This is a genomic window from Streptomyces sp. NPDC096310, from assembly GCF_044763125.1.
Taxonomy (GTDB): Bacteria; Actinomycetota; Actinomycetes; order Streptomycetales; family Streptomycetaceae; genus Streptomyces.
The window spans coordinates 56587-78848 of sequence record NZ_JBIWFO010000018.1; the positions used below are offsets into that span (position 1 = coordinate 56587).

18 protein-coding genes are annotated in these 22262 nt (G+C 72.0%); 10 read left to right on the forward strand and 8 right to left on the reverse strand.

Going from position 1 to position 22262, the window contains the following annotated elements:
• Positions 1–23: 23 nt before the first annotated feature.
• The gene (locus tag ACIQ7D_RS27315; protein ID WP_403941782.1) at positions 24–1172 is read right to left on the reverse strand and encodes a Dyp-type peroxidase; all 1149 of its coding nucleotides are present in this window, start codon (positions 1170–1172) and stop codon (positions 24–26) included.
• Between the two features lie 216 nt (positions 1173–1388).
• On the opposite strand from ACIQ7D_RS27315, the gene ACIQ7D_RS27320 reads away from it, so the two are divergent.
• A complete protein-coding gene (locus ACIQ7D_RS27320) occupies positions 1389–2600 on the forward strand; it encodes a nitrous oxide reductase family maturation protein NosD (RefSeq protein WP_403941946.1) in 1212 nt (403 codons plus the stop codon).
• Positions 2601–2607: 7 nt separating this feature from the next.
• Here the strand turns inward: ACIQ7D_RS27320 and ACIQ7D_RS27325 are convergent, their stop codons facing one another.
• The 3 genes from ACIQ7D_RS27325 to ACIQ7D_RS27335 all read right to left on the reverse strand — a co-directional run bounded on the left by ACIQ7D_RS27325 (position 2608) and on the right by ACIQ7D_RS27335 (position 7541).
• A complete protein-coding gene (locus ACIQ7D_RS27325; protein ID WP_403941784.1) occupies positions 2608–3288 on the reverse strand; it encodes a hypothetical protein in 681 nt (226 codons plus the stop codon).
• A 310-nt stretch (positions 3289–3598) separates the two neighbouring features.
• On the reverse strand, positions 3599–6049 hold the full coding sequence (locus tag ACIQ7D_RS27330; RefSeq protein WP_403941786.1) for an SdrD B-like domain-containing protein: 2451 nt from the start codon (positions 6047–6049) through the stop codon (positions 3599–3601).
• 484 nt (positions 6050–6533) lie between these two features.
• Positions 6534–7541, reverse strand: coding sequence for a small ribosomal subunit Rsm22 family protein (locus ACIQ7D_RS27335; RefSeq protein ID WP_403941787.1), 1008 nt, complete (start codon positions 7539–7541; stop codon positions 6534–6536).
• A 206-nt stretch (positions 7542–7747) separates the two neighbouring features.
• Between ACIQ7D_RS27335 and ACIQ7D_RS27340 the strand changes: the two genes are divergently transcribed.
• On the forward strand, positions 7748–9145 hold the full coding sequence (locus ACIQ7D_RS27340) for a hypothetical protein (protein ID WP_403941789.1): 1398 nt from the start codon (positions 7748–7750) through the stop codon (positions 9143–9145).
• A gap of 23 nt (positions 9146–9168) precedes the next feature.
• On the opposite strand, the gene ACIQ7D_RS27345 is transcribed toward ACIQ7D_RS27340, so the two are convergent.
• Positions 9169–10572, reverse strand: a complete 1404-nt coding sequence (locus ACIQ7D_RS27345) for a multidrug effflux MFS transporter (protein WP_403941947.1) — start codon at positions 10570–10572, stop codon at positions 9169–9171.
• A 113-nt stretch (positions 10573–10685) separates the two neighbouring features.
• On the opposite strand from ACIQ7D_RS27345, the gene ACIQ7D_RS27350 reads away from it, so the two are divergent.
• Together ACIQ7D_RS27350 and ACIQ7D_RS27355 are read left to right on the forward strand one after the other, a co-directional pair.
• Entirely contained in the window at positions 10686–11705 is a 1020-nt protein-coding gene (locus ACIQ7D_RS27350) for a Gfo/Idh/MocA family protein (RefSeq protein WP_403941791.1), read from the forward strand.
• A gap of 18 nt (positions 11706–11723) precedes the next feature.
• Positions 11724–12536: an SDR family oxidoreductase gene (locus tag ACIQ7D_RS27355; protein WP_403941793.1), complete on the forward strand. Its 813-nt coding sequence runs from the start codon at positions 11724–11726 to the stop codon at positions 12534–12536.
• Positions 12537–12583: 47 nt separating this feature from the next.
• On the opposite strand, the gene ACIQ7D_RS27360 is transcribed toward ACIQ7D_RS27355, so the two are convergent.
• Entirely contained in the window at positions 12584–13378 is a 795-nt protein-coding gene (locus ACIQ7D_RS27360; RefSeq protein ID WP_403941795.1) for a class I SAM-dependent methyltransferase, read from the reverse strand.
• 198 nt (positions 13379–13576) lie between these two features.
• Here ACIQ7D_RS27360 and ACIQ7D_RS27365 point away from each other — a divergent pair, with 198 nt between their 5' ends.
• From ACIQ7D_RS27365 to ACIQ7D_RS27375, 3 genes are all read left to right on the forward strand, one after another.
• Positions 13577–14998, forward strand: a complete 1422-nt coding sequence (locus ACIQ7D_RS27365) for a sensor histidine kinase (protein WP_403941797.1) — start codon at positions 13577–13579, stop codon at positions 14996–14998.
• Positions 14995–15681, forward strand: coding sequence for a response regulator (locus tag ACIQ7D_RS27370; RefSeq protein ID WP_403941799.1), 687 nt, complete (start codon positions 14995–14997; stop codon positions 15679–15681). The genes ACIQ7D_RS27365 and ACIQ7D_RS27370 overlap by 4 nt, the downstream gene beginning before the upstream one ends.
• A 90-nt stretch (positions 15682–15771) precedes the next feature.
• Positions 15772–16677: a PhzF family phenazine biosynthesis protein gene (locus tag ACIQ7D_RS27375; protein ID WP_403941801.1), complete on the forward strand. Its 906-nt coding sequence runs from the start codon at positions 15772–15774 to the stop codon at positions 16675–16677.
• A 15-nt stretch (positions 16678–16692) separates the two neighbouring features.
• Here the strand turns inward: ACIQ7D_RS27375 and ACIQ7D_RS27380 are convergent, their stop codons facing one another.
• On the reverse strand, positions 16693–17712 hold the full coding sequence (locus ACIQ7D_RS27380; RefSeq protein ID WP_403941803.1) for an aldo/keto reductase: 1020 nt from the start codon (positions 17710–17712) through the stop codon (positions 16693–16695).
• A 117-nt stretch (positions 17713–17829) separates the two neighbouring features.
• Between ACIQ7D_RS27380 and ACIQ7D_RS27385 the strand changes: the two genes are divergently transcribed.
• The 3 genes from ACIQ7D_RS27385 to ACIQ7D_RS27395 all read left to right on the forward strand — a co-directional run bounded on the left by ACIQ7D_RS27385 (position 17830) and on the right by ACIQ7D_RS27395 (position 21595).
• A complete protein-coding gene (locus ACIQ7D_RS27385) occupies positions 17830–18609 on the forward strand; it encodes a Clp protease N-terminal domain-containing protein (protein WP_403941805.1) in 780 nt (259 codons plus the stop codon).
• Positions 18610–18900: 291 nt separating this feature from the next.
• Positions 18901–20697 carry a rhamnogalacturonan lyase gene (locus ACIQ7D_RS27390; protein WP_403941948.1) on the forward strand — a complete coding sequence of 599 codons (1797 nt, stop codon included), beginning with the start codon at positions 18901–18903 and terminating at the stop codon, positions 20695–20697.
• A gap of 85 nt (positions 20698–20782) precedes the next feature.
• Positions 20783–21595, forward strand: coding sequence for a pectate lyase (locus ACIQ7D_RS27395; protein ID WP_403941807.1), 813 nt, complete (start codon positions 20783–20785; stop codon positions 21593–21595).
• Positions 21596–21611: 16 nt separating this feature from the next.
• Here the strand turns inward: ACIQ7D_RS27395 and ACIQ7D_RS27400 are convergent, their stop codons facing one another.
• Positions 21612–22139, reverse strand: coding sequence for a hypothetical protein (locus ACIQ7D_RS27400; RefSeq protein WP_403941809.1), 528 nt, complete (start codon positions 22137–22139; stop codon positions 21612–21614).
• Between the last annotated feature and the right edge of the window lie 123 nt (positions 22140–22262).

Genomic DNA, 22262 nt, shown 5'->3' on the forward strand with positions numbered 1-22262 from the left:
CGACGGCGCCCTCGTCGACCTGTTCAGCGGAACAGCCGGGCGCCGAGCGGGTGCCGCTGGTCGAAGCCGGGGAGGATGAGGAAGGTCGCGCCTGCGGTGGTGGTGGTGAATCGCAGCAGTGCGTCGGAACCATCCATATGGGCAAGGGTGTTGGTGAAGGTGCGCAGGTCGTTCTGGAAGCTGATGAAGAGCAGGCCGGGCGTGGGCTCGTCGGTGCTGTAGGAGCGGCGGAGCATGAGGCCGACGCCGACCACGTTGGGGTGGGCCCGGCGGAGGTGGGCGTCTGCCGGTATGAGGTAGCGCCCGTCCGGTGTTTTGGCGCCGAGGTTCGGGTCCGAGGCTATGGTGCCGCCGGAGAGAGGCACGCCGGTGGATCGGCGTCGGCCGAAGACCGCCTCCTGGTCGGCGACGGAGAGCGCGGCGAACCGCGGCAGGTCGAGTTCCATGCGCCGTAGTACGGCAAGGGTGCCGCCGGCGACCGGAGCCGGCCCGGCCAGCCACAGGTGGCGCTGTTCTTCGGCCGTCGTGTGCGGTCCCACGATGCCGTCGATGAAACCGAGCGGGTTTCGTGGCGCGGAAAGGCCCTGATCCACGGGGATGTTCGCGCCGCGGCGCCCGGACTGGCGCCAGCGTACGCGGAGCCGGTCACCGGCCTGCGCCAGGAGCGCGGCGGTGACGACCGGTAGCAGCAGGGCATCGCCGGCGCAGATCTGTATCAACAGGTCGCCGCCGCGCGCCTGGGAGGCGATCCGCTCGCGGGAGAACCGGGGGAGGTCCGCCGCGCCCGGCAGAGAGGGATCGGCCATGCGCACCAGGCGGGGGCCCACTCCGATCGTCACGGTGAGATCGCCCGGCGGCAGGCCCAGCAGCCGTGGATCGGTCCCCGCGGTGAGCGTGTCAATGGCCTTACCGAGTTCGGCCAGCAGCGGGCCGACGGCGACGGCGTCGCCGAGGTCGGCGACCACCGCCAGGAGGTTCGGCTGGGCCGGTTGCGGGAGCGTGATGCCGGCCTGGTGACGACCGGTCGGCGACACCCGTGCGGTTGACGCGGGGGAAGGGGGCCGGCTCGGCTGTGCGGGCGATTCGCACCCGGCGGTGAGCCCGGTGGCCGCCACGGCCCCGGTGGCGCCGATGAACGCGCGGCGTGACGGACGGGGTTCGGCTCGGCTCACGGTGCGAAGAATGCCATATCCCCTCCGGCGGCGGCGAATTGGGCAGCTTCCGCGCCGGGGATGACTTCATGCCAGGATGAGGCCATGCCTCGTCCCCGTCTTCGCGTGATGGCCGCGTCATTGAGCACCCTGGCCTGTGTACTGGCGGGCTGCGGGTCCGGCGATGACGGGTCGGGCGACGGCCGGCGACCGTCCGGCACGCAGGTGACGATCAGAGTGCCGGCCGACGCCCCGAGTATCTCGGACGCGGTGTCTCTCGCTCGCCCCGGCGATCTGGTGCTGGTCGCGCCGGGCACGTACCACGAGTCGGTGAAGGTCTCCACGCCTCGCGTGACTCTTCGTGGTGAGTCCCGGGACAAGGTGGTCATCGACGGGCGGTTGCGGCAGCCGAACGGCGTCGTCGTCTCGGCGCCCGGGGTGGCCGTGGAGAACCTGACCGTGGAGAACAACACGCAGAACGGGGTCCTGGTCACCGGTTCGGCGAAGGCGGCCGCCGGTCTGCCGGGGGGAAGCGGTGGCTACGACACCGGCGACGAGCCCGTCACCTTCCTGAAGTCGTTCCTGGTTTCCCACGTGACCGCGACCCGCAACGGTCTGTACGGCATCTACGCGTTCTCCGCCCAGAACGGTGTCATCGCGCACTCGTACGCGTCGGGCGGCGCCGACTCGGGGATCTATGTCGGCCAGTGCAAGCCCTGCAACATCGTGGTGCGGGACAACGTCGCCGAACTCAACGCGGTCGGTTACGAAGGCACCAACGCCAGCGAGAACATGTACGTGGTCGGCAACCGCCTGGTCGGCAACCGGGTCGGACTCACCACCAACTCCAACCACCAGGAGAAACTGCTCCCGCAGAAGGGCTCCGTCATCGCGGGCAATCTGATCGCCGCCAACCAGCAGACGGCCACCCCGGAGCAGGCCGACGGCGGGTGGGGCATCGGCGTCGGCATCGACGGCGGCAGCGACAACCGGTTCCTCCGCAACCGCGTCGCCGACAACCGCAACGCCGGGCTGGTGATCACCGCGACCGTCGACATACCTCCGGTCGGCAACCAGATCGTGGACAACACCTTCACCGGCAACGGAGTTGACGTCGGCTGGACCTTCCCCACCGCCGCACGAGGACGGGGCAACTGCCTGCGGGGCAACGATCTGCGTACCACCGTGCCGGACCGGCTCGCGACGACTTCGGCCTGCCCTCTTCCGGCCGGGTCGTCCTCGCCCGCCGGTACGTGGTCGGCGCCGACGGCACCCGGTGGCATCCCGTTCACCGACGTCGCGGCGCCTGCTCCGCAGCCGCAGTTCCCCGACGCCGCCACCGCGGGCGCCACCACTGTCCCGACCGTCCCGGCTCTGCCGAGGACGGAGGGCATCCGGCTGCCGCCGACGACCCTGCTCGCCGCGAACGCCCGGGTGCGGACGCCCTGAACAGCGGCTACCCGTTCGGGGTGGTTCCGGGCACCGGCTGGACCGGAACGTACGTGTGGGTGGCGAAATCGATGACCACCGGCTCGGGCTGCGAATCCACGCTGACCCGGACCCGGTACATGGTGCCGTCGGAGCCGACCCAGTAGCGCACGTTGCCCGCCGTACCGGAGCGGCCGGGGGAGGAAGGCCCGGTCATGACGTCCACCCGGCGCCCGTCCACCTGCTCCCGCCCCCACCAGGCGGCGCCGTTCTGCGGCAGCAGTTCGGCGTTGTCCGGCCGGTTGCCGCCGAGACCGAGCGCGATGGACAGTGAGGTGTCCAGCGCGCTGCCGGAGGACAGCAGCGGACGGTCGTGCCAGCCAGAAGAGGGCGGCGACGCGGGTGCGTGCGCCGGGGCGTCCGTCATCGGGCGGACGTGCACCGAGGTGGGCGTCCACTGGATCAGCCCGTCGCTGGACTTGGCGCGCCCGGTGCCGTGCACCACGCCGTAACCCACCTTGCGCCGATAGTCGACGGATCCGGTGACGGTCAGCTCGCCGGCGGTGCCCGGCACGGTGATCGTCACCGCGCGGCCCTGCGCCTGGTAGTTACGGAATCGCGTGATCGCCAGCCGGTTCGCCTCATCCGACGTCAGCGGGCGCGGGCCGCCGTCGCCGGAGCCGTCGCCGGCGATCAGGAACGCGGCCACCGCGACCACCCCGGCGGCCGCGATGCCGATGACGGCCGCGGCCCGGCGCGACCGCGGCCATCGGCGCCGGTCAGCCGGACGACCCGGTGGGGCTTGCCGGATTCTCACGCTCCGCACGCGGTTCGACGCTGACACTCTCCGGTTCATCCTTTCGATCGCCACACCGGCCGGCCGCCGCGGGCTCGCGACGGCGCTCGGCAGTCCGGTGGCAGACGACACCAAGGCCGGCCCTTGTGGACCGGCCGAGAGGTGAACTGCCCGTCCGCGCCGTACGGATCGCGGACGGGCAGATCACCGTTGTGCGGTTCCGTCAGTGTTGCCCGGCGCGACGATTCCGGGTCACGAACGCGATGACCAGGCCCGCACCCACCAGCAGACCGACGAGGCCGATCATCTCCGCCAGCCCGGACGTACCGGTGTGCGCCAGCGAACCCCCGCCTCCACCGGCCGGGGCCGGGTGGTTGGCAGGCGGCGCGTGCGGCGACGGCGGCGTGGAGGCCGCGGGCGGCGTCGGAGTCGGGGTCGGGGTCGGGGTGGGAGTCGGCGTCGGGGTCGGCGATTCCTTCGGGATGTACACCCCGGCGTCGATCGTGTGATCGACCCCGCCCGGCTTGTCCGGCGCCGTGACCGGCGCGTAGCCGTTGCACAACGGTCCGGTGGTCGGCGGGGTCACATTGGAGTCGTGCGCATGGTGGGCACCGGCACGTGGGAGCGTGAACCTCAGCTCGCTCGCCGCGGGCTGCTCGGGCACCTGGCTGGTGTCCGCGGTGCACACGTCGAACTGCACCGTGTACTTCGCGCCCCGCGTGAGCTCGTACTCGGCGCCGACACCGCCGAAGTAGTACTCGCCGGCGGCATCGGTCGTGGTCGTGGCGACCTGTTCGCCGTCCGCGTCCAGCAGGTTGATCGTCGCCCCCGGCAGCAGCACGTGCCCCGGGTCCTGGATCCCGTTGTGGTCGCCGTCGAACCACACGACGTTGCCGATCTGGATCGGCGCGTTCGCCGCAGCGTACGCGATGTCACCGAGCCCGCCGGCCTTGCCGAACCCGCCCTGTTGCCGGCTGACGAACTGGAACCCGTTGGCCTTCGGGTTGTTGCCCGGTCCCTCACCGGTCTCGATGTGGTGGTACCCGGTCCCTGAGGCCGCGACGTCGACGACCGGGTCGAACTCCGTGCTGACGACCCACTGCTGCTGCGGGATATAGGCCACCGACCCCAGCGCGGTCTCCTGGTGCGCGTTGGCGTAGGAGTCGCCCGGGAAGTATTCGACGACATCGGCGTCCTGGCCACCGTTGTTGGCGGGGGTGGCGTTGTTGGGGCAGCTCCCGGTTCCTTCCCACTGGTATTCACCGGTGGGAGTGGCGCAGACCATGGTGATGTCACCACCGGACATGCCGTTTTCCGGCGTGTCGTTCCCCGGGCGGGGGTCCAGCCCTCCCCAACTGAGCACGTCCATGAACCGGTCGCGGAAACCGAGGATCATCGAGCCGTCGCGGCCGAAGGCGAGAGAGGACAACTCCGGCTGCGGATCGATGAAGACGTTGCCCGTATTGCGGTCGTCCCACGTGTCCAGGCTGGTGTTCCACGGGTTCCAGTGGGTGGCCTTGTCGCCGGAACCGAAGACGCTGCCGCGTTTGTCCGTGAGCGGCTGGCTCAGCACCGTGGTGAACCGCTTGCCGTCGTAGGTGGAGACGAAGGCCTTCAGGTCCGCGCGCTGCTGGGTGCTCTCCGCGCTGCACACGCCGCCGACGTACAGCGTGTTGTTGTGGGACTGGAGACCGAACGGCCGCCAGTCGTCGGGGCTCGCGCACCCCGGGTCCGGGATCCGGACGGTCGACCTGGGCGCCGCGGCGGTGTCCCCTGTCGCGTCGAAGCTCACCAGGCTGCGGGTCCGCAGGTTCACCGCGTACAGCGTGGAGCCGTCCCCCGAGAGGGCCAGGCCTCCTATGCTCTCCTTGCCCGGTGCGTCGGTGAACCCGGGATCCTTGATCATGTTGGCGGTGTCGTGTCGCGTCACCGCGGCGTCCGGCACCCGCGCGAACAGCTCCGGCGCGGCCGAGCCGTCGACCGGCACCGTGTAGATCGCGCCCCCGCCCTGCGGCCCGTACGGGGCGTACCGGCGGGCGAACGCGCTCTGGAACAGCCGGGTCCGGTCCTTGTCGTACGCCAGCCCGAACGTCGTGCCCACCTGGTCCTGTGTGGCCAGCGTGGTCGGGCACGCCACATCGGTGGGACACGTGCCCCGGGTCTGCGTCCCGAAGGCCACCAAGGCCCGGTTGTCGGTCCCGTTGGCGCCGTTGTGGATCGGTACGAAGTACCGCGAGTCCGGCAGCGTGTAGTCGGCCGGGTCCCACACCCCCGTCACCACCGAGTCGTTCTTTCCCTCCGACACGTCCACGAACGACGTGAAGCTGTCGAAGTGGTTCCCCTCCGTCGACGCGGGCGCCGCCCGCAGATAGTCGCCGTACGGTGCCGGGATGCTGACGTCGACGCGGTACTGGCCGCCGCTCAGCACGGTCGACTGCGACACCACGACCTTTCCGGTGGCATCCGTGACGCCGGTGACCTTGTGCCCGGTGGGGTCGGAGACCTCCACCTTCATGCCCCGCTGCGGCACGTCCATCGCCGCGTTGATCACGCCGGTGCCGAAGAAGTCACGCAGCACCTCAACCGTCAGCGTGCCATCGGCGGTCGAAGCGGCGGCTGGTCCGGCCGTCGCCCCGATGGCACCGCCTGCCAGCAAAAGACCGGCCAACCCCATGCGCGCCAGCGGCTCCACAAAGCCTAAAGCCGACCGGCGCGCGTCTCTGCCGACTCGGTTCATGGCATCACACTCCACACTTCTCTTGTCATGAAAACGAAGCACCCGCTTCTCTCTGTACGTCCACTTCGTGGCCCCGGCGAGGATGCCGACCGCGAACACCCACGGAAATGCGAAAGGGTCCACTGCTCTCGCGTGGACCGCTTTGTGGTGATCGCTTGAGGAAATTGTGGTCGAGTTGTAAGCGTCGCAGGTCAGGAAAAGCGAACGCGCGTTCAGAACCTCGGGCGGGACAGCCCCGGGTTACCTGTTTCTGGAACTCGATCACAGCGTTTTCGCCCCCACCGCCGACCTCGCCGACCGCCGTCGCGAGCCATACTCTATCCGCTGGATTCTCGCCTTCACCAGCCGAACCCCTGGTATCCATCGGGATACGCGACAGCCCCCTCGACGAGCACCAAAATAGTGACCGGTGGGAAACGCGTCAGGGGCCGGGCGGCGGCCAGGGGTCGCCCCAGTCCGTGTCCCTCGCCGCTCGGTAGAGGGGGCCGTGGCGCTTGGTGACGGTTTCGCGGCGGAGGGCGTCGTCCGCCGTGCACAGTTCCAGGAGTACCTGGCCCTTGCGGATCTGCGGTCTGCGGGTCACACGTGCCCGGACCGGGTCCGGGGTGAAGCGGACCGCCGCGACATAGCTGAACTTCTCGTCCTCGTACGGGAGTGAGCCGCCCTTCACCTGGCGGTGCAGGGACGATCTGCTGACCCGGGCCGAGAAGTGGCACCAGTCCGTGCCCGGGATGATCGGGCAGGCGCGGTCGTGGGGGCAGGGGGCCGCCACGTGGAAGCCCGCGCCGATCAGCACGTCCCGGGCCTCGATGACGCGCAGATAGCCGTCGGGGGTGCCCGGTTCCACGACCACCACGGCCTGGGCGGCGCGTGCCGCCTCCGTGACCAGTGCCGTGCGGTCCCGAGCGGCCAGTTCCTTCAGGACGTACGAGACCGTCACGAGGTCGCTCCCGGCCAGCTTCAGGGCCTCCTCGATCCGGCCGCCGCGCCATTCGGCGGCGCGCAGCGCGGGGATGCCCGAGGACAGGGCCAGTTCGCGGCCGAGGGCGAGCGCCGGTTCGGCCCAGTCCAGGACCGTGGTGGCGCGCGGCGCGTCCGGGGCGTCGTCCCAGACCGCGTCCGCCGCCCACACCGCCGCGCCCGTCCCGCCGCCCACGTCGAGATGGCTGCCCGGCGTCCAGCCGGGCGCCGCGTCCGCCAGGGCCTCCAGCGCGCACCGTACGGCCTCGAAGGTCGCGGGCATCCGGTACGCGGCGTACGCGGCGACGTCGGAGCGGTCCCGGAGTACGGGCGCGTCCGTCGGGGTGGTCCCGCGGTAGTTGGCGATCAGCCGGTCGACGGCCTGAGTGGCCTGCTTGGGCGGCAGCCCGTCGAGCAGGCGGCCGAGCTGGGCGCGCAGGGTTTCCGCGGTGGAGAGGGTGGCGTTCACCGGCCGAATTGTAGGCAACCGGGGCAACCCGCGGCGTCGCCCCCTGTCACCCCGGAGCGAACGCCGATGGCCCGATGGCCTGTTGCTACGCTGACGGCCTTGTCAGGCGGGGCGGGGGCTCTCACGGGAGGACCACGGGGACCATGGGGACCATGTGGCAGCGGATCCGGCTCAAAGCCTTCGGGCCCACAGGGACCTTCAGGCCCATGCGGCGCATGCGGCCCCTGGGGGAAGTCCCGACCAGGAGGGAGCGGATCGTCCGCGCGGCCCTGGTGGCCGGAGTGATCGTACTCGCGCTGCTGCTTCTGCTCGCCACCTGCGGCGGACCGGCGGCCAAGACCGGGAGCGGCCGGGAAGGCAAGGCCACGACCACCACCGGCACCAAGGCCACGGTGCCGTCGGCGAGCAGTGCGCCACGGCTCCCGCAGCTCCCCGTGCCGGCCACGTACGACACGGCGCGCGGCTGGGACATCATCGACGGCTCCCCGGGCTACGCGGTCGCCGAGGACACCGGGCTCGTCGCCTATCTGGACCGGACCGACGACGACCGGTATCTGATCCGTACGGTCGATCCCGCCACCGGGAAGCCCGGCTGGAGCGGTGAGCCCCGGCGCACCCTGTTCCCGCCCGACCGCTTCCCCCGGCTGCTCCCCGTGACGACCGGCGACAACCGGGAGTACTTCGTCACCTGGTCGTACGGGCGGATCAACCGGGGTCCGGGGCAGCCCTCGGACGCCATCGTCTCCCTGGACATCTACAGCGCGACCGACGGCTCCGCGCGCCGGGTCGAACTCCCCTGGGCCGACGCGCCGAAGGTCACCACGTGGGGGCCCGGCGTGCTGATCAGCGACGGCAAGGCCACGAGCACCGTGGTGGACCCGGTGAGCGGGGACGTGGTCAGTGTTCCGCCGGGCGCGCTCGGCTACCCCAAGGGGTGTACGGAGTGCCGCAAGCTGACACAGGTGCGCGGGACGACCGACAAGGGCCTGCTCGTCAGCGGTGCCAAGGAGTTCTGGGTGCGCGGCGGCTGGTACAGCAGGAAGGTCGCGCCGAAGGACACGGACGCGGCGTCCGGGGTGCCGGCCTCGATGGCGGGCGGGTACATCCTCGCCACGTGGCAGAAGAAGAAGGGTGCGAAGGACGCCCGTACGCATGAGGTGTGGGCGCTGCACGACGCGGCGACGGGCAAGGCGGTGCTCCAGGTCGGCTGCCGCAAGCCCGCGATCACCCCGGCGGACGAGCCGCAGCTCGTCGTCTCGCCGAAGGGTGACCATCTGGTCGCCGGGCGGCTCGCCTTCGACCTGGCGGGCAAGCGCGCGTACTGCTTCGAGGAGGAGGACGGTACGCGCCCGCTGACGCTGGCCACGGTCGCGGACGACGGCACGGCGTACGGGGCGCGCAGCGCCCGCAACGCGGCGGACGCGCTGGCGGGCGGGGGCAGCGCCCCGGTCACCGTGGATCTGACGACGGCGACGCCGGAGACGCTGGCCCTCAATGTCCGGCTGCCCGGCGCGGAGATCGCCGGAGTCGGACTCTTCCGCTGGACGGACGGCAGGGACCGGTCCCATCTGACCGGGTATCCGCACCGCGACGACTGGAGCTGACGGGGCGAGCGGGCCGAGGAGCCTCAGGCCGCCGGACGGTCCATGGGGCGCTGGTGGCGCCACGGCCGTACGAGCGCCACGAACGCGATCAGCGCGCCCACCGCGCACACCAGTTGGACGACGGCCATCGGTACGGCCGTCTCCTCGCCCGCGATCCCCACCAGCGGCGAGGCGACGGCCCCGATCAGGAACGACGCCGTGCCGATGAGCGCGGACGCCGAGCCCGCCGCGTGCGGGGCGCGCATCAGCGCGGAGGCGTTGGTGTTGGGCATCGCGAGGCCCATCGCGGACATCAGGACGAAGAGGCCCGCCGCGACCGGGAAGAGACCGACGTCACCGAAGACCCCGGAGGTCATCAGCAGCAGCGCCAGCGCGGCACCCGCGATGACGAGCAGCCCGAAGCCGAGCACCCGGTCCAGGGAGACCCGGCCGACCAGCACCTTGCCGTTGATCTGGCCGACCGCGATCAGACCGACGGAGTTGACGCCGAAGAGCAGGCTGAAGGTCTGGGGCGAGGCGCCGTAGATCTCCTGCACGACGAACGGCGAGGCGGCGACGTACGCGAAGAGCGCGGCGAAGGCGAGCCCGCCCGCGAGGGTGTAGCCGGTGAAGACCCGGTCGGCGAGGAGGCCGCGCATGGTGCGCAGCGCCTGGCCGACGCCGCCGCTGTGGCGCCGCTCCGGGGGCAGCGTCTCGTGCAGCCACTTCCAGACGACGAGGGTGAGGAGGACGCCGACCACGGTGAGGACGGCGAAGATGCCGCGCCAGTCCGTGAGGCGCAGCACCTGGCCGCCGATCACGGGCGCGATGACCGGGGCGACACCGGAGATCAGCATCAGGGTGGAGAAGAAGCGGGCCATCTCCACGCCGTCGTACAGGTCGCGCACGACGGCGCGGGCGATCACGATGCCCGCCGCGCCCGCCAGGCCCTGGAGCAGCCGGAAGCCGATGAGGAGTTCGACGGTGGGGGCGAAGGCGCAGATGGCCGTGGCGATGACGTAGACGACCATGCCGGCCATCAGCGGCCTGCGCCGCCCGAACTTGTCGCTCATCGGGCCGACGACGATCTGGCCGAGCGCCATGCCGGCGAGGCAGGCGGTCAGGGTGAGCTGGGCGGTGGCGGCGGCCGTGCCGAGGGAGCGGGTGACCTCCGGGAGGGCCGGGAGGTACATGTCCATGGAGAGCGGGGGCAGCGCGGTGAGCCCGCCGAGGACGAGGGTGACCAGCAGCCCGGCGCGGCGCGCGGCGACCACGGCGGCGGGCACGGCCGCCGGGCCGGGGACGGGCATGGGAGGGGGTACGGGGGCGGAGCCGGCCGTGGGGGTGGGAGTGGGGGTGGAAATGGCTTCGGGGGTGGGTACCGAGCGGCGCTGCTCGGGTCGTATGTGTGCGGTGCTTCCTTCGGTGGTGCGGCCGCCGTCCGGCATCCATATCTCCATGTCGTTGAAATCCTTACCTATGCTCTCAGCTCTGGCGGAGTGGTCGGGACCTATTGATCAGGCATCGAGCGGGCAGCGAGCGAACAGTGAGTGAGGCGGCTATGACAGCAGGGCGGATCGCGGACGACCGTGCCGTGCGCTGGGGCGTACTGGCGACGGGGGGCATCGCGCAACGGTTCACCTCCGACCTACGGGAACTGGCGGGCGCCGAGGTCGTCGCGGTGGCCTCGCGGCACGCATCGTCGGCGAAGGAGTTCGCGGACCGGTTCGGGATACCGCGCGCGTACGGCGACTGGGCGGCGCTGGTGGCCGACGAGGAGGTGGATGTCGTGTACGTCGCGACCCCGCACTCCGCGCACCGGGCCGCCGCCGGGGTGGCGCTGGCGGCGGGCAAGCCGGTGCTGTGCGAGAAGGCGTTCACGCTCAACGCCCGGGAGGCCGGGGAGCTGGTCGCCCTCGCCCGGGAGCGCGGCGTCTTCCTGATGGAGGCGATGTGGACGTACTGCAACCCGGTCGTCCTGCGGCTGGCGGAGCTGGTACGGGACGGGGCGATCGGTGAGATCCGCACCGTCCAGGCGGACTTCGGCATCCAGGGCCCCTTCGCGGCCGGCCACCGGCTGCGGGACCCGGCGCTCGGCGGGGGCGCCGTACTGGACCTGGGGGTGTACCCGGTCTCCTTCGCGCACCTTCTGCTGGGCGAGCCCGACCGTGTCCAGGCCGATGCCCTGCTCTCCCCCGAGGGCGTCGACCTGAACACCGGCATGCTGCTGGGCTGGGAGTCGGGGGCGACGGCGCTGCTGTCGTGCTCGATCACGGCGGGGACCCCGGCGACGGCCACGGTGACGGGGACGGCGGGGCGGATCGATGTGCCGTCCGGATTCTTCCACGCGGACCGGTTCGTGCTGCGCCGGGACGGCGCCGAGCCCGAGGAGATCACGGCGGGACCGGAGGCGACGCTGCACGGCCTCCAGTACGAGGCGGCCGAGGTGGCGCGCTGCCTGCGGGCGGGCGAGACGGAGTCACCGCTGGTGCCGCTGGACGGGACGCTCGCGGTGATGCGGACGCTCGACGCGATACGGGAGCGCATCGGCGTCCGCTACCCGGTTGACCTGGAGGGGTAGCGGGTACGCTCCGGGGCCATGGATGTCATGCGCGGCGGTGAGGATCAGGGCGGTGGGCGGCGCGTCGCCGTCGTGACCGGGGCGGGCTCGGGCATCGGCCGGGCCGTGGCGGTGGCGCTGCGCGGCGCGGGCTGGTCGGTGGTGCTCGCGGGCCGGCGCGAGGCGGCGCTGGCGGAGACCGCGGCGGCGGCGGAGACGGCCGGGGCGACGGGGCCGGGCCCCGATGGCGGTGGCGCGCTGGCCGTACGGACCGACGTGTCCCAACCGGCGGACGTGGACGCGCTGTTCGCGGCGGTGAGCGAGCGGTACGGCCGGCTCGACCTGCTCTTCAACAACGCGGGCACCTTCGGCCCCGGCGGCATCAAGGTGGAGGACCTGCCGTACTCGGCCTGGAGGAAGGTCGTCGACACCAATCTGACCGGGACGTTCCTCTGCGCGCAGGCGGCGTTCCGGCTGATGAAGACGCAGGACCCGCAAGGAGGCCGGATCATCAACAACGGCTCGGTCTCGGCGCACGCGCCGCGCCCCGACTCGGTCGCGTACACCGCCACGAAGCACGGCATGACCGGCCTCACCAAGTCGCTCTCGCTGGACGGCCGTCCGTACCGGATCGCCTGCGGTCAGATCGACATCGGCAACGCGGCGACGGACATGACGGAACGGATGCGGCAGGGCGTGCCGCAGGCCAACGGGGAACTCGCGGTGGAGCCGGTCATGGACGTGACGGATGTGGCGCGGACGGTACTGCACATGGCGGAGCTGCCGCTGGAGGCGAACGTCCAGTTCGCGACGGTGCTGGCGACGTCGATGCCGTTCGTGGGCCGGGGCTGACGGCTTCTGGCTTGTGGCTCACGGCTTTGGGGGAGGAGGGGGCGTGGTCAGGAGGCGCCCCGGGTGCCCGGTCCGTGGGTGACGCGGATCTTGGACTGGCCGTGCGCCAACTCCTCCCAGTCGGCCATGAACCGGGCCGACAGGCCGTACTTCCCGGCCAGCGCGACGAGCGTCTCCGTACGGTAGTAGAAGTCCTCCCGCAGCACCTGGTGCTCCTCGCCTTCCGTACGGTCGAAGGTGAAGTCGAACCAGCCGCCGGGAGCGAGCACACGGCCGACGTTGGCCAGGCACTCCTCGATGACCGGGAGCGGGGAGTGGGAGAAGACACTGTGCGCGTGCACGACGTCGAACCGGGCGTCGGGCAGGAACGTCAGCTTCAGGTCACGGACCGGCGTCAGGGTGGGGAGCCGCTCCTGGAGTTCCTTGGCCACCACGGTGTCCTGGGCCGCGGCGAGAATATCGGGCGATATGTCGATGCCGTAGTAGTGCGCGGGCTCCAGGTGGCCGATGAAGCGCCAGCCCGCCCGCAGATTGCCGCAGCCGATCTCCAGCATCCGGTGCTCGGGGCGGAGACCGTGGCCGACCAGGTAGTCGAACTGCATCGCCCCGAGCGCCAGCCACCGCTCGTGACTGGCGCTGCCGACCGCCGCGTCCGGGTCGGCACGGGTGTCGGAGCGCATCACGGCGCGGTAGTACGCGATGTGGTCCGGCGAACGGTGGCGCAGCCAGGTGTCCCTGGCCGCACGGGCCAGAAAGCCGGGCACCCGTCCGGGGTGGCGCAGGGCGTAGCCGACGCGGTGCCCGAGGGAGGCGCGGTTGACGGTGAGATTCTTGGCAGGCATGTGGATTCCCTGGTGTGTGCCGGCGCCGCGGCCGGTGCCGTTCTTGCTGGTACCAGCGTCCGTACGGGGACGGGGTGCCGGGGTCGGCGGACCGGCCCCCGTCCGCGGGCGGCACGGGTGACGTCCGTATCGGCCGATCGGTTGATGCGGCGCGGCGGCGGAGAGGCCGGGACCGGTGCGGAGGGACGGAACGAGACGATGTGGAGGTCCTCGGTGGTACGGCACGGTGAGGCGGAGGGCGGGGTACGGACCGATCCCGGGATATCCGCCGACCCCGGCGGGCGGACCGATCCCGGCGGAGGCGCCGATCACGGCGGGCGGACCGGTCACGAGGGGCGGGCCGATCCCGGCGCGCGGACGGGTCACGCGGGGCGGGCCGATCCCGGCGCGCGGACCGGTCACGCGGGGCGGGCCGATCCCGACGGGCGCTGGCTGCCCCTCGTCCTGCACGCCGCGTTCTTCCTGCTGCTGGGCTCCTCGCTCCTGCGCCATCTGCTGCTGCACGGGGGCGGGCCGGGGGCCGGGTGGGTCGTCGCCCTCTTCGTCCTCTTCGGGGTGCTGTACGCGCTCGGCGGGGTCCTCGCGCCGGCGCCGCGCCCCGGCGCCCGCCCCACCGTCCGGTACGTGGTCCGGCTGGGGGCGGTGCTGGCGGTCTGGGTCGCCCTCCTCGTCGTCGCGCCGAGCTCCGCGTGGTGCGCCATGCCGCTCTTCTTCACCGGGCTGCACACCCTGCCCACCCGGACGGCGGTGGCGCTGGCGTCCGTGCTGACGGCGCTGGTCGTGGCCTCCAAACTACGGTTCGCGGAAGGGATGTTCGACCCCAACGCGGTGATCGTGCCGCCTGCCGTCGCCGCCGTCGGCACCGCCGTCCTGATCGCCCTCCAGCGCCAGGCGGCCCGGCAGCGCGTCCTGATCGAGGACCTGGTCCGCACCCGCCGCGACCTGGCCGCCACCGAGCGGCGCGCGGGGATCCTCGCCGAGCGGCAGCGGCTCTCCACCGAGATCCACGACACGCTCGCGCAGGGCCTGTCCAGCCAGCAGATGCTGCTCCAGGCGGCCGACCGGCTCTGGCGCACGGACCCCGGCGCGGCCCGTGGACATCTGCGGGAGGCGGCCGAGACCGGGGCCCGCGGACTCGCCGAGGCCCGCAGGTTCGTCCAGGACCTGGCCCCCGCCGACCTCGCGGAACGCACCCTCGTCCAGGCGCTGGGCGCGCTCGCCGACCGCGAGAGCGGCCCGGAGCTGCGGGTGGACCTCCGCGTCGACGGCACCCCGGGACCACTGCCGGAGCGGACCGAGGCGGCGCTGCTGCGTATCGCGCAGGGCGCGCTGGCCAATGTGCGCGAGCACGCCGGGGCGACCCGGGCCGCGCTGACCCTGAGCTGGCTGGGCGACCAGGTCTCGCTGGACGTCGCCGACGACGGACGCGGCTTCGCCCCGGACACCGGGGCCGCCCCCGGCGCCGGCTCGGGGCGCGGACACGGGCTGCCGGCCATGCGGGTCCGTGCTCTCGGCTCGGGCGGCACACTCACCGTGGAGTCCGAGCCGGGCGGAGGCACCGTCGTGACCGCCGCCCTGCCTCTCACCACCCCCGAACTCCGCGAAAAGGCCGCCCGATGAGCCCTTCCGACGCCCTGCCGCCCGGACCCGTACCGGCCGGGTCCGTACCGCCCGTGCGACTGCTCCTGTGCGACGACCACGCCGTCGTACGGGCCGGGCTGCGCGCGCTGCTCTCCAGCACGGACGGCATCGAGGTGGTCGGCGAGGCCGGTGGCGGCGAGGAGGCCCTGGCCGTGGCCGCGCGGGTGCGGCCCGATGTCGTACTGATGGATCTCCAGCTCGGCGACGGCATGGACGGTGTGACGGCCACGCGCCGGCTCGTCTCGGGCGCGGCGCCCGGTGCGGCCGCGCCACGCGTACTGGTGCTCACCATGTTCGACACCGACGCCGACATCACCCGCGCCATCGAGGCGGGCGCCACCGGCTATCTGCTCAAGGCGGAGCGCCCGGAGGAGCTGTTCGCCGCGATCCGGGACGCGGCGTCCGGGCGTACGGCGCTGTCGGCGCCGGTCGCGGACCGGGTGCTGGCCCAGATGCGCAGCCCCCGCCCCGCGCTCTCCGAACGGGAGCGCGACATCCTCCAGCAGTTGGCCCGCGGCCTGGGCAACCGGGAGATCGCCCGCGCCCTGTTCATCAGCGAGGCCACGGTCAAGACCCATCTCGGCCGGATCTACGGGAAGTTGGGGGTGGACACCCGGTCGGGGGCCGTGGCCGTCGCCAACGAGCGGCGGCTGCTGCCATGAGGCGGTGACCGGGGAGCCGGAGGAGTGAGGAGGGCCGGAGGAGTGAGGAGGGCCGGAATAGGTCGCCCCGCGGTGCGGTTGGGCAGTGGCATGACCGCTGACGCCTCACCCGTATCCGGGTCCCCCTCGGCCCCCGCCGTCCTCCGGTACACCGCCTTCTCGGCCGATCCCCTGGGCGGGAACCCCGCCGGGGTCGTCCTGGACGCGACGGGGCTCGACGACGCGGGGATGCTCGCGATCGCGGCGGAACTCGGCTACAGCGAGACGGCGTTCCTGACCGCCCTCCCGGAGGAGAGCCCGGCGGGCGGCGGCCGGGGGTTCGCCGTCCGCTATTTCAGCCCCAAGGCCGAGGTCCCCTTCTGCGGACACGCCACCGTCGCGTCCGCCGTGGCCCTGGCCGAGCGCACAGGCCCGGGCGACCTGGTCTTCGAGACCCGCGCCGGGACGGTGCCCGTGACCGTCACCGAGGAGAACGGCACGCTGCGGGCCACGCTCACCAGCGTCGAGCCGCAGGTCACCGATGTGGCGGAGGACGACGTACGGGAGGCGCTGGCCGCCCTCGGCTGGCCGGCCGCCGATCTGGACCCGGCCCTGCCGCCCCGTATTTCCTTCGCCGGCGCCCGCCATCTCGTGCTGGCCGCCGCGAGCCGGGCCCGGCTCGCGGATCTCGCCTACGACTTCGACCGGCTCGAAGCGCTGATGCGCCGACTGGACCTGACCACGGTCCAGCTCGTGTGGCGGGCGTCCGCCGGGGTCTTCCATGTCCGCGACCCGTTCCCGGTGGGCGGCGTGGTCGAGGACCCCGCGACCGGCGCCGCCGCGCTGGCCTTCGGGGCGTATCTGCGCGCCCTGGGGGCCGTGACCGGGAGCGCCGTCCTCACCCTGCACCAGGGTGAGGACATGGGCCGCCCCGGTGTGCTGACCGTGGAGCTGCGGGAGGGCGACCCGCGCGTCCGGGTGAGCGGCGCGGGCGCCCGTATCCCCGACGCGGGCTGAGCCGCCCTGGGCCGCTCAGCCCGCGGTTGCCGCCAGGAGCGCGGCGATCTCCTTCATCTCGCCCTCGCCGAGGGGCCCGTACCGCAGCGCCCCCGCGTTCTCCTCGGCCTGGGCGACCGAGCGGATGCCCGGGATCGGGACGGCGTGCGGGCTGCGGGCCCAGAGCCAGGCCAGCGCCCCCTGGGCCAGGGTGCGGCCGCCGGAGGTGAGGAGGTCGCGTACGGCGGCGACCCGCGCCGCCTGTTCCGGTACCGGCAGCCCGCCCTCGCCGAACCAGTGCAGCCACACCGGCGGTACGGTGCGGATGTCCCCGGAGCCGCGCGTCCAGCCGGTCCCCGCGTCCGCCCCGGCGCCGGGGTCCCGTGCGAGCAGGCCCATCGCGAGCGGGCTGCGCACCACGCTCGCGAGCCCGTGTTCCGCGCACAGCTCCAGCATCTCCGGCGCGTCCTGGAGCACATTGCACGTGTGCTGGACGGCCGCGCAGTGCTCCCCGGGCGCGAACAGCGCCGCGCGCTCCGGGTCGTCGGTGCTCCACGCGTATGCGCGGATCAGCCCCTCCCGTACGAACTCCTCGCAGGCGTCGCGGAGTTCGGCGGCGGCGTCGAGGGGCGCGTCGGAGATGTGGAGCTGGTAGAGGTCCACGTACTCGGTGCCGAGGCGGCGCAGCGAGGCGGTCAGTGCCCGCCGGGCGTGGCCGGGGGTGGCGTCCTGGCCGTCCGCGGTGCGGGTCGCCTCGTCGAAGAGGTTGCCCCATTTGGTGGCGAGGACGACCTCGTCGCGGTGGCCGCGCAGCGCCCGGCCGAGGATCTTCTCGCTGTGGCCCGTCCCGTACACGTCGGCCGTGTCGAAGAACGTGATCCCCAGTTCGAGCGCCCGCCGGATCGCGTCGACGGACTCGTCGTCGTCGACGGCGCCCCAGCCGAGCGGGTTTCCGTCGGGCCTCTGCCACTCGCCGCCGATCGCCCAGCACCCGAAACCGAGTGCGCCGACGCCGATCCCGCTGTCTCCCAGGGTCCTGCCCTGCATCTCAACCATGGTCGGCACCCTAGGAGTTGGAGCGCACCCGAAGGCAAGGGCCTCACCGCGGACCTCACCACCAGATCGTCAACTTCGGGTTGACGGTTCCACCATCGTCAACCTAAGGTTGACGGCATGGAGCTTCCCGAGAAATCCAGTCAGCAGCCCGTCCGGATCACCAACCCCGTCCGCCTCGACGACCTGATCGAAGGCATCAAGAAGGTCCACTCCGACACACTCGACCAGCTCTCCAGCGCGGTCGTGGCCGCCGACCACCTCGGCGAGGTGGCCGACCACCTCATCGGCCACTTCGTGGACCAGGCCCGGCGCTCCGGCGCCTCCTGGACCGACATCGGCCGCAGCATGGGCGTCACCAAGCAGGCCGCCCAGAAGCGCTTCGTACCGAAGACCCCCGGCGAGCCGTCCACCCTCGACCCGAACGAGGGGTTCGGCCGGTTCACCCCGGGCGCGAAGAGCGCCGTGGTGGCCGCGCAGAACGAGGCGCACGCCGCCGGGAACGACGAGATCGGCACCGCACACCTCACGCTCGGCCTGGTCAGCCTGCCGGACACCCTCGCCGCACGGGCGATCGTCGCCCAGGGCGTACTGCTGGACACCGTCCGCCAGGCGGCGACGGCGGCGCTGCCGGCCCGGGCGGAGTCGATGCCCGCCCTGGTGCCGTTCGACGCGGGGGCGAAGAAGGTGCTGGAGCTGACCTTCCGCGAGGCGCTGCGGCTCGGCCACAACTTCGTCGGGACCGAGCACATCCTGCTGGCGCTGCTGGAGTTCGAGGACGGTACGGGGGTCCTCCACGAGGCGGGCGTCGACAAGACCGCCTCGGAGACCGAGATCACCGAGGCGCTGGCCGCTATCGTCGCGGCCCGCGCCGGGCAGGCCGAAGAGCCGCAGCAGTAGGAGGCGGAAGCAGGAGGGGGCGCAAGGAGGAGAGGGCGCAAGGAGGAGAGGGCGGGGGAGGCGGAAGGCCTCCCCGGGGGTTGCCGTCGCGCCGTCGGAACTTTCCCGACACGGGGCGGCAACCTTTTCCGTACCGGCGGCGACCAGAGAGCACAGGGGCCCCACCCCCCACCCCCTCTGGAGGATTCCGTGCGGTTCAGACCCCCACCCCCGGACAGTTCACGCCCGCGCGCCGGCGGCTGGAAGCTGCTGGGCGTGCTCGCTCCGGCCGGCGCGGTCGTCGCCGCCCTCATGTCCCCCGTGGCGCCGCCCGCCCAGGCCGCCGACGCACCGCCGTCCACCCAACTCGCCGCCGCCGCACGCATGGAGCGGCTGGACCGCGGGCTGGTGAGCGTGCACACCGGCAACGACAACCTGGTGAGCTGGCGCTGGCTGGCGACCGACGCCGACAACGTCACGTTCAACCTCTACCGCGGCGCGCTCAAGGTCAACACCGAGCCGATCACCACCACGAACTACCTGCACAAGGACGCGCCCAACTCGGCGGACTACACCGTGCGGGCCGTCGTGAACGGTACGGAGCAGGCCGCCTCGCCCAGCGCGACGCAGTTCCGTCCCGGCTATCTCGACGTGCCGATCTCGGTACCGCCGGGCGGCTCCGACTACACGTACGAGGCCAACGACGCCTCTGTCGGCGACCTCGACGGCGACGGCGACCTCGACATCGTCCTGAAGTGGCAGCCCACCAACGCCAAGGACAACTCGCAGTCCGGTGTCACCGGCAACACGATCGTCGACGGCTACACGCTCCAGGGCCAGCGGCTGTGGCGGATCGACCTCGGCCGCAACATCCGCTCCGGGGCGCACTACACGCAGTTCCAGGTCTTCGACTACGACGGCGACGGCAAGGCCGAGGTCGCCATGAAGACCGCCGACGGCACGGTCGACGGCACGGGCAAGGTCATCGGCAGCGCCTCGGCCGACCACCGCAACTCCTCCGGCTACGTACTGGCCGGACCCGAGTACCTGACCGTGTTCAACGGCCAGACGGGCGCGGTGCGTTCGACCGTCGACTACGTGCCGCCGCGCGGCACCGTCTCCTCGTGGGGCGACTCGTACGGCAACCGCGTCGACCGCTTCCTGGCCGGCACCGCCTATCTGGACGGGGCCACCCCCTCCCTGATCATGGCGCGCGGCTACTACACCCGTACCGTCATCAGCGCCTGGAGCTTCACCGGCGGGCAGCTCACCCGCAAGTGGACATTCGACACCAACAGCTCCACCAACACCGGCAAGGGGTACGACGGCCAGGGCAACCACGCCCTGACCATCGGTGACGTGGACGGCGACGGCCGGGACGAGATCGTCTACGGCTCGATGGCCGTCGACGACAACGGCTCGGGGCTGTGGACGAACAAGAACGGCCACGGCGACGCGGCCCACCTCGGCGACCTGGACCCGTCCCGCCCGGGGCTGGAGTACTTCAAGGTGGACGAGGACTCCTCGAAGCCGTCGTCGTACTTCGCGGACGCCAGGACCGGACAGGTCCTCTGGTCGACCCCGGCCTCCGGTGACAACGGCCGTGGTGTGTCGGGCGACATCTGGGCCGGCAGCCCCGGCGCCGAATCGTGGTCGTCGGCCGACGGCTCGCTGCGCGGCACCACCGGCGCCGCGCTGGGCCGCAAGCCGTCCTCGGCCAACTTCCTGGCCTGGTGGGACGGCGACCCGGTGCGCGAACTGGTCGACGCCACCCGCATCGACAAGTACGGCACCTCCGGCGACACCCGGCTGCTGACCGCCTCCGGTGTGCACTCCAACAACGGTACGAAGGCGACCCCTTCGCTCTCCGGCGACATCCTCGGCGACTGGCGCGAGGAGGTCATCTGGCCCACCGCCGACAACACGGCGCTGCGGATCTACTCCACACCGCACCTGACCGACCGGAAGATCACCACCCTGCTCCACGACCGGATGTACCGGACGGCGCTGGCCTGGCAGAACACGGCGTACAACCAGCCGCCGCACCCCAGTTTCTTCATCGGCAACAACATGCCGACGCCGCCCCGCCCGGTCATCACCACCCCCTGACCTCTCTCCCCGCACCTCCCCCGCTGAGGAACCCGAAGAACCGAAAGAACCCAAGGATCCCAAGAACCCGAGGAGACCTCTCCGTATGACTGACCAGCAGCACGGCACGCAACTCGGTATCAGGAAGCGCCGGATGATCGTCGGTGGCCTCGGCGCCGTCGCCCTCACCGTCGGCGCGCTGACCTCCGGCCTGACCCTGCCGTCCGCGATGGCCGCCACCTGGCCGTCCGCCAACGGCAGCGAGGCCGTGGGCACCCCCAAGCCGATCAGCGGCACCGTCGACGGCGGCATGAAGCGCTACTACGGCACCGGCGACCTCGGCTCGGGCGGCCAGGACGAGAACCAGGAACCGCTGTTCAAGCTCGCCGACGGCGCGACCCTGAAGAACGTCATCATCGGCGCGCCCGCCTCCGACGGCATCCACTGCGCCGGGAGCTGCACGCTCCAGAACGTCTGGTGGGAGGATGTCGGCGAGGACGCGGCCACCTTCCGCGGCACCGGCAAGACGTTCAACGTCGTCGGCGGCGGCGCGCGCAAGGCCGCGGACAAGATCTTCCAGTTCAACGGCAGCGGCACGCTGAACATCTCCAACTTCGCCGGGCAGGACTTCAAGACGTTCGTCCGCTCGTGCGGGAACTGCTCCTCGCAGTACAAGCGCACGATCAACGTCACCAACACGGAGATCACCGCGCCCGGCGGGGTCATCGGCGGTATCAACACCAACTACGGTGACTCGCTGACCCTGCGCTCCATCACCATCGTCGGGGACAGCGGCAAGAAGATCGTGCCGTGCCAGAAGTACATCGGCAACAACACCGGTGCCGAGCCGACGAAGAACGGCACGGGACCGGACAGCACGTACTGCAAGTACTCCTCCTCCGACCTCACCTACAGGTAACGGGGAGGCCGGTCCCTCAGGGGCCGTAGACGTCTTCTCCGGTGCTGGTCCCGGTCCCCGTACCGTTACCGGTGCCGGAGGAGGCGTAGCCTTCGCCCTCCTCGACCGAGCCGCCGAGCTTGCTCCTGGCGGTCTCGACATGCCGCTTCTCGTTGGTGCCGATCACCCACCGCGTGCCGATCAGATAGGCACCGCCGTACATCTGCGCGTAGTCGACCCACTCGCGCTTGCCCTTGTCGGTGGTGAAGCTGATGAGGGTGTAGGCCGTCCCGCCTTTCTCGCAGACCCCTTGGCGGTAGTCCTCCACCGTCATCCTGATCTGGGCCTCGCAGCCGACGGCGGCGGCCAGTTGCTCCACCGTGGCGGGCCGGGGGGACGGTGCGACGGAGGCGGCGGGCCGCTCGGGGGCCGCCCTGTTCCCGCCCTGGTCCCTGCCCTGCCCCTGCTCTGTACTCCGGTCCTTGCCTTCGTCCTTGTCCTGGCCGGTGCCGCCGCCCCCGCATCCGGCGAGCAGCAGCACCCCCGCGGCGATCAGCCCGGCCACCGCGGGACGGGGGCCGGGGCGCGAGGTGTACAGCGGTTGCGGCCTGTGCCGCCGGTGCGGAAGAAGGCGTATCACGCCCACGGATACGCAGCCGGCGGCGCGCGCGTTCAGGCGCGTGCGTCC

Bases quoted from the DNA above. Each gene is read 5' to 3' on its own strand.
- ACIQ7D_RS27330 (WP_403941786.1), bottom strand. From the start codon at position 6,049: ATGGGGTTGGCCGGTCTTTTGCTGGCAGGCGGTGCCATCGGGGCGACG.
- ACIQ7D_RS27340 (WP_403941789.1), top strand. From the start codon at position 7,748: ATGCGGCGCATGCGGCCCCTGGGGGAAGTCCCGACCAGGAGGGAGCGG.
- ACIQ7D_RS27345 (WP_403941947.1), bottom strand. From the start codon at position 10,572: ATGCCGGACGGCGGCCGCACCACCGAAGGAAGCACCGCACACATACGA.
- ACIQ7D_RS27350 (WP_403941791.1), top strand. From the start codon at position 10,686: ATGACAGCAGGGCGGATCGCGGACGACCGTGCCGTGCGCTGGGGCGTA.
- ACIQ7D_RS27355 (WP_403941793.1), top strand. From the start codon at position 11,724: ATGGATGTCATGCGCGGCGGTGAGGATCAGGGCGGTGGGCGGCGCGTC.
- ACIQ7D_RS27360 (WP_403941795.1), bottom strand. From the start codon at position 13,378: ATGCCTGCCAAGAATCTCACCGTCAACCGCGCCTCCCTCGGGCACCGC.
- ACIQ7D_RS27365 (WP_403941797.1), top strand. From the start codon at position 13,577: ATGTGGAGGTCCTCGGTGGTACGGCACGGTGAGGCGGAGGGCGGGGTA.
- ACIQ7D_RS27370 (WP_403941799.1), top strand. From the start codon at position 14,995: ATGAGCCCTTCCGACGCCCTGCCGCCCGGACCCGTACCGGCCGGGTCC.
- ACIQ7D_RS27375 (WP_403941801.1), top strand. From the start codon at position 15,772: ATGACCGCTGACGCCTCACCCGTATCCGGGTCCCCCTCGGCCCCCGCC.
- ACIQ7D_RS27380 (WP_403941803.1), bottom strand. From the start codon at position 17,712: ATGGTTGAGATGCAGGGCAGGACCCTGGGAGACAGCGGGATCGGCGTC.
- ACIQ7D_RS27385 (WP_403941805.1), top strand. From the start codon at position 17,830: ATGGAGCTTCCCGAGAAATCCAGTCAGCAGCCCGTCCGGATCACCAAC.
- ACIQ7D_RS27390 (WP_403941948.1), top strand. From the start codon at position 18,901: ATGTCCCCCGTGGCGCCGCCCGCCCAGGCCGCCGACGCACCGCCGTCC.
- ACIQ7D_RS27395 (WP_403941807.1), top strand. From the start codon at position 20,783: ATGACTGACCAGCAGCACGGCACGCAACTCGGTATCAGGAAGCGCCGG.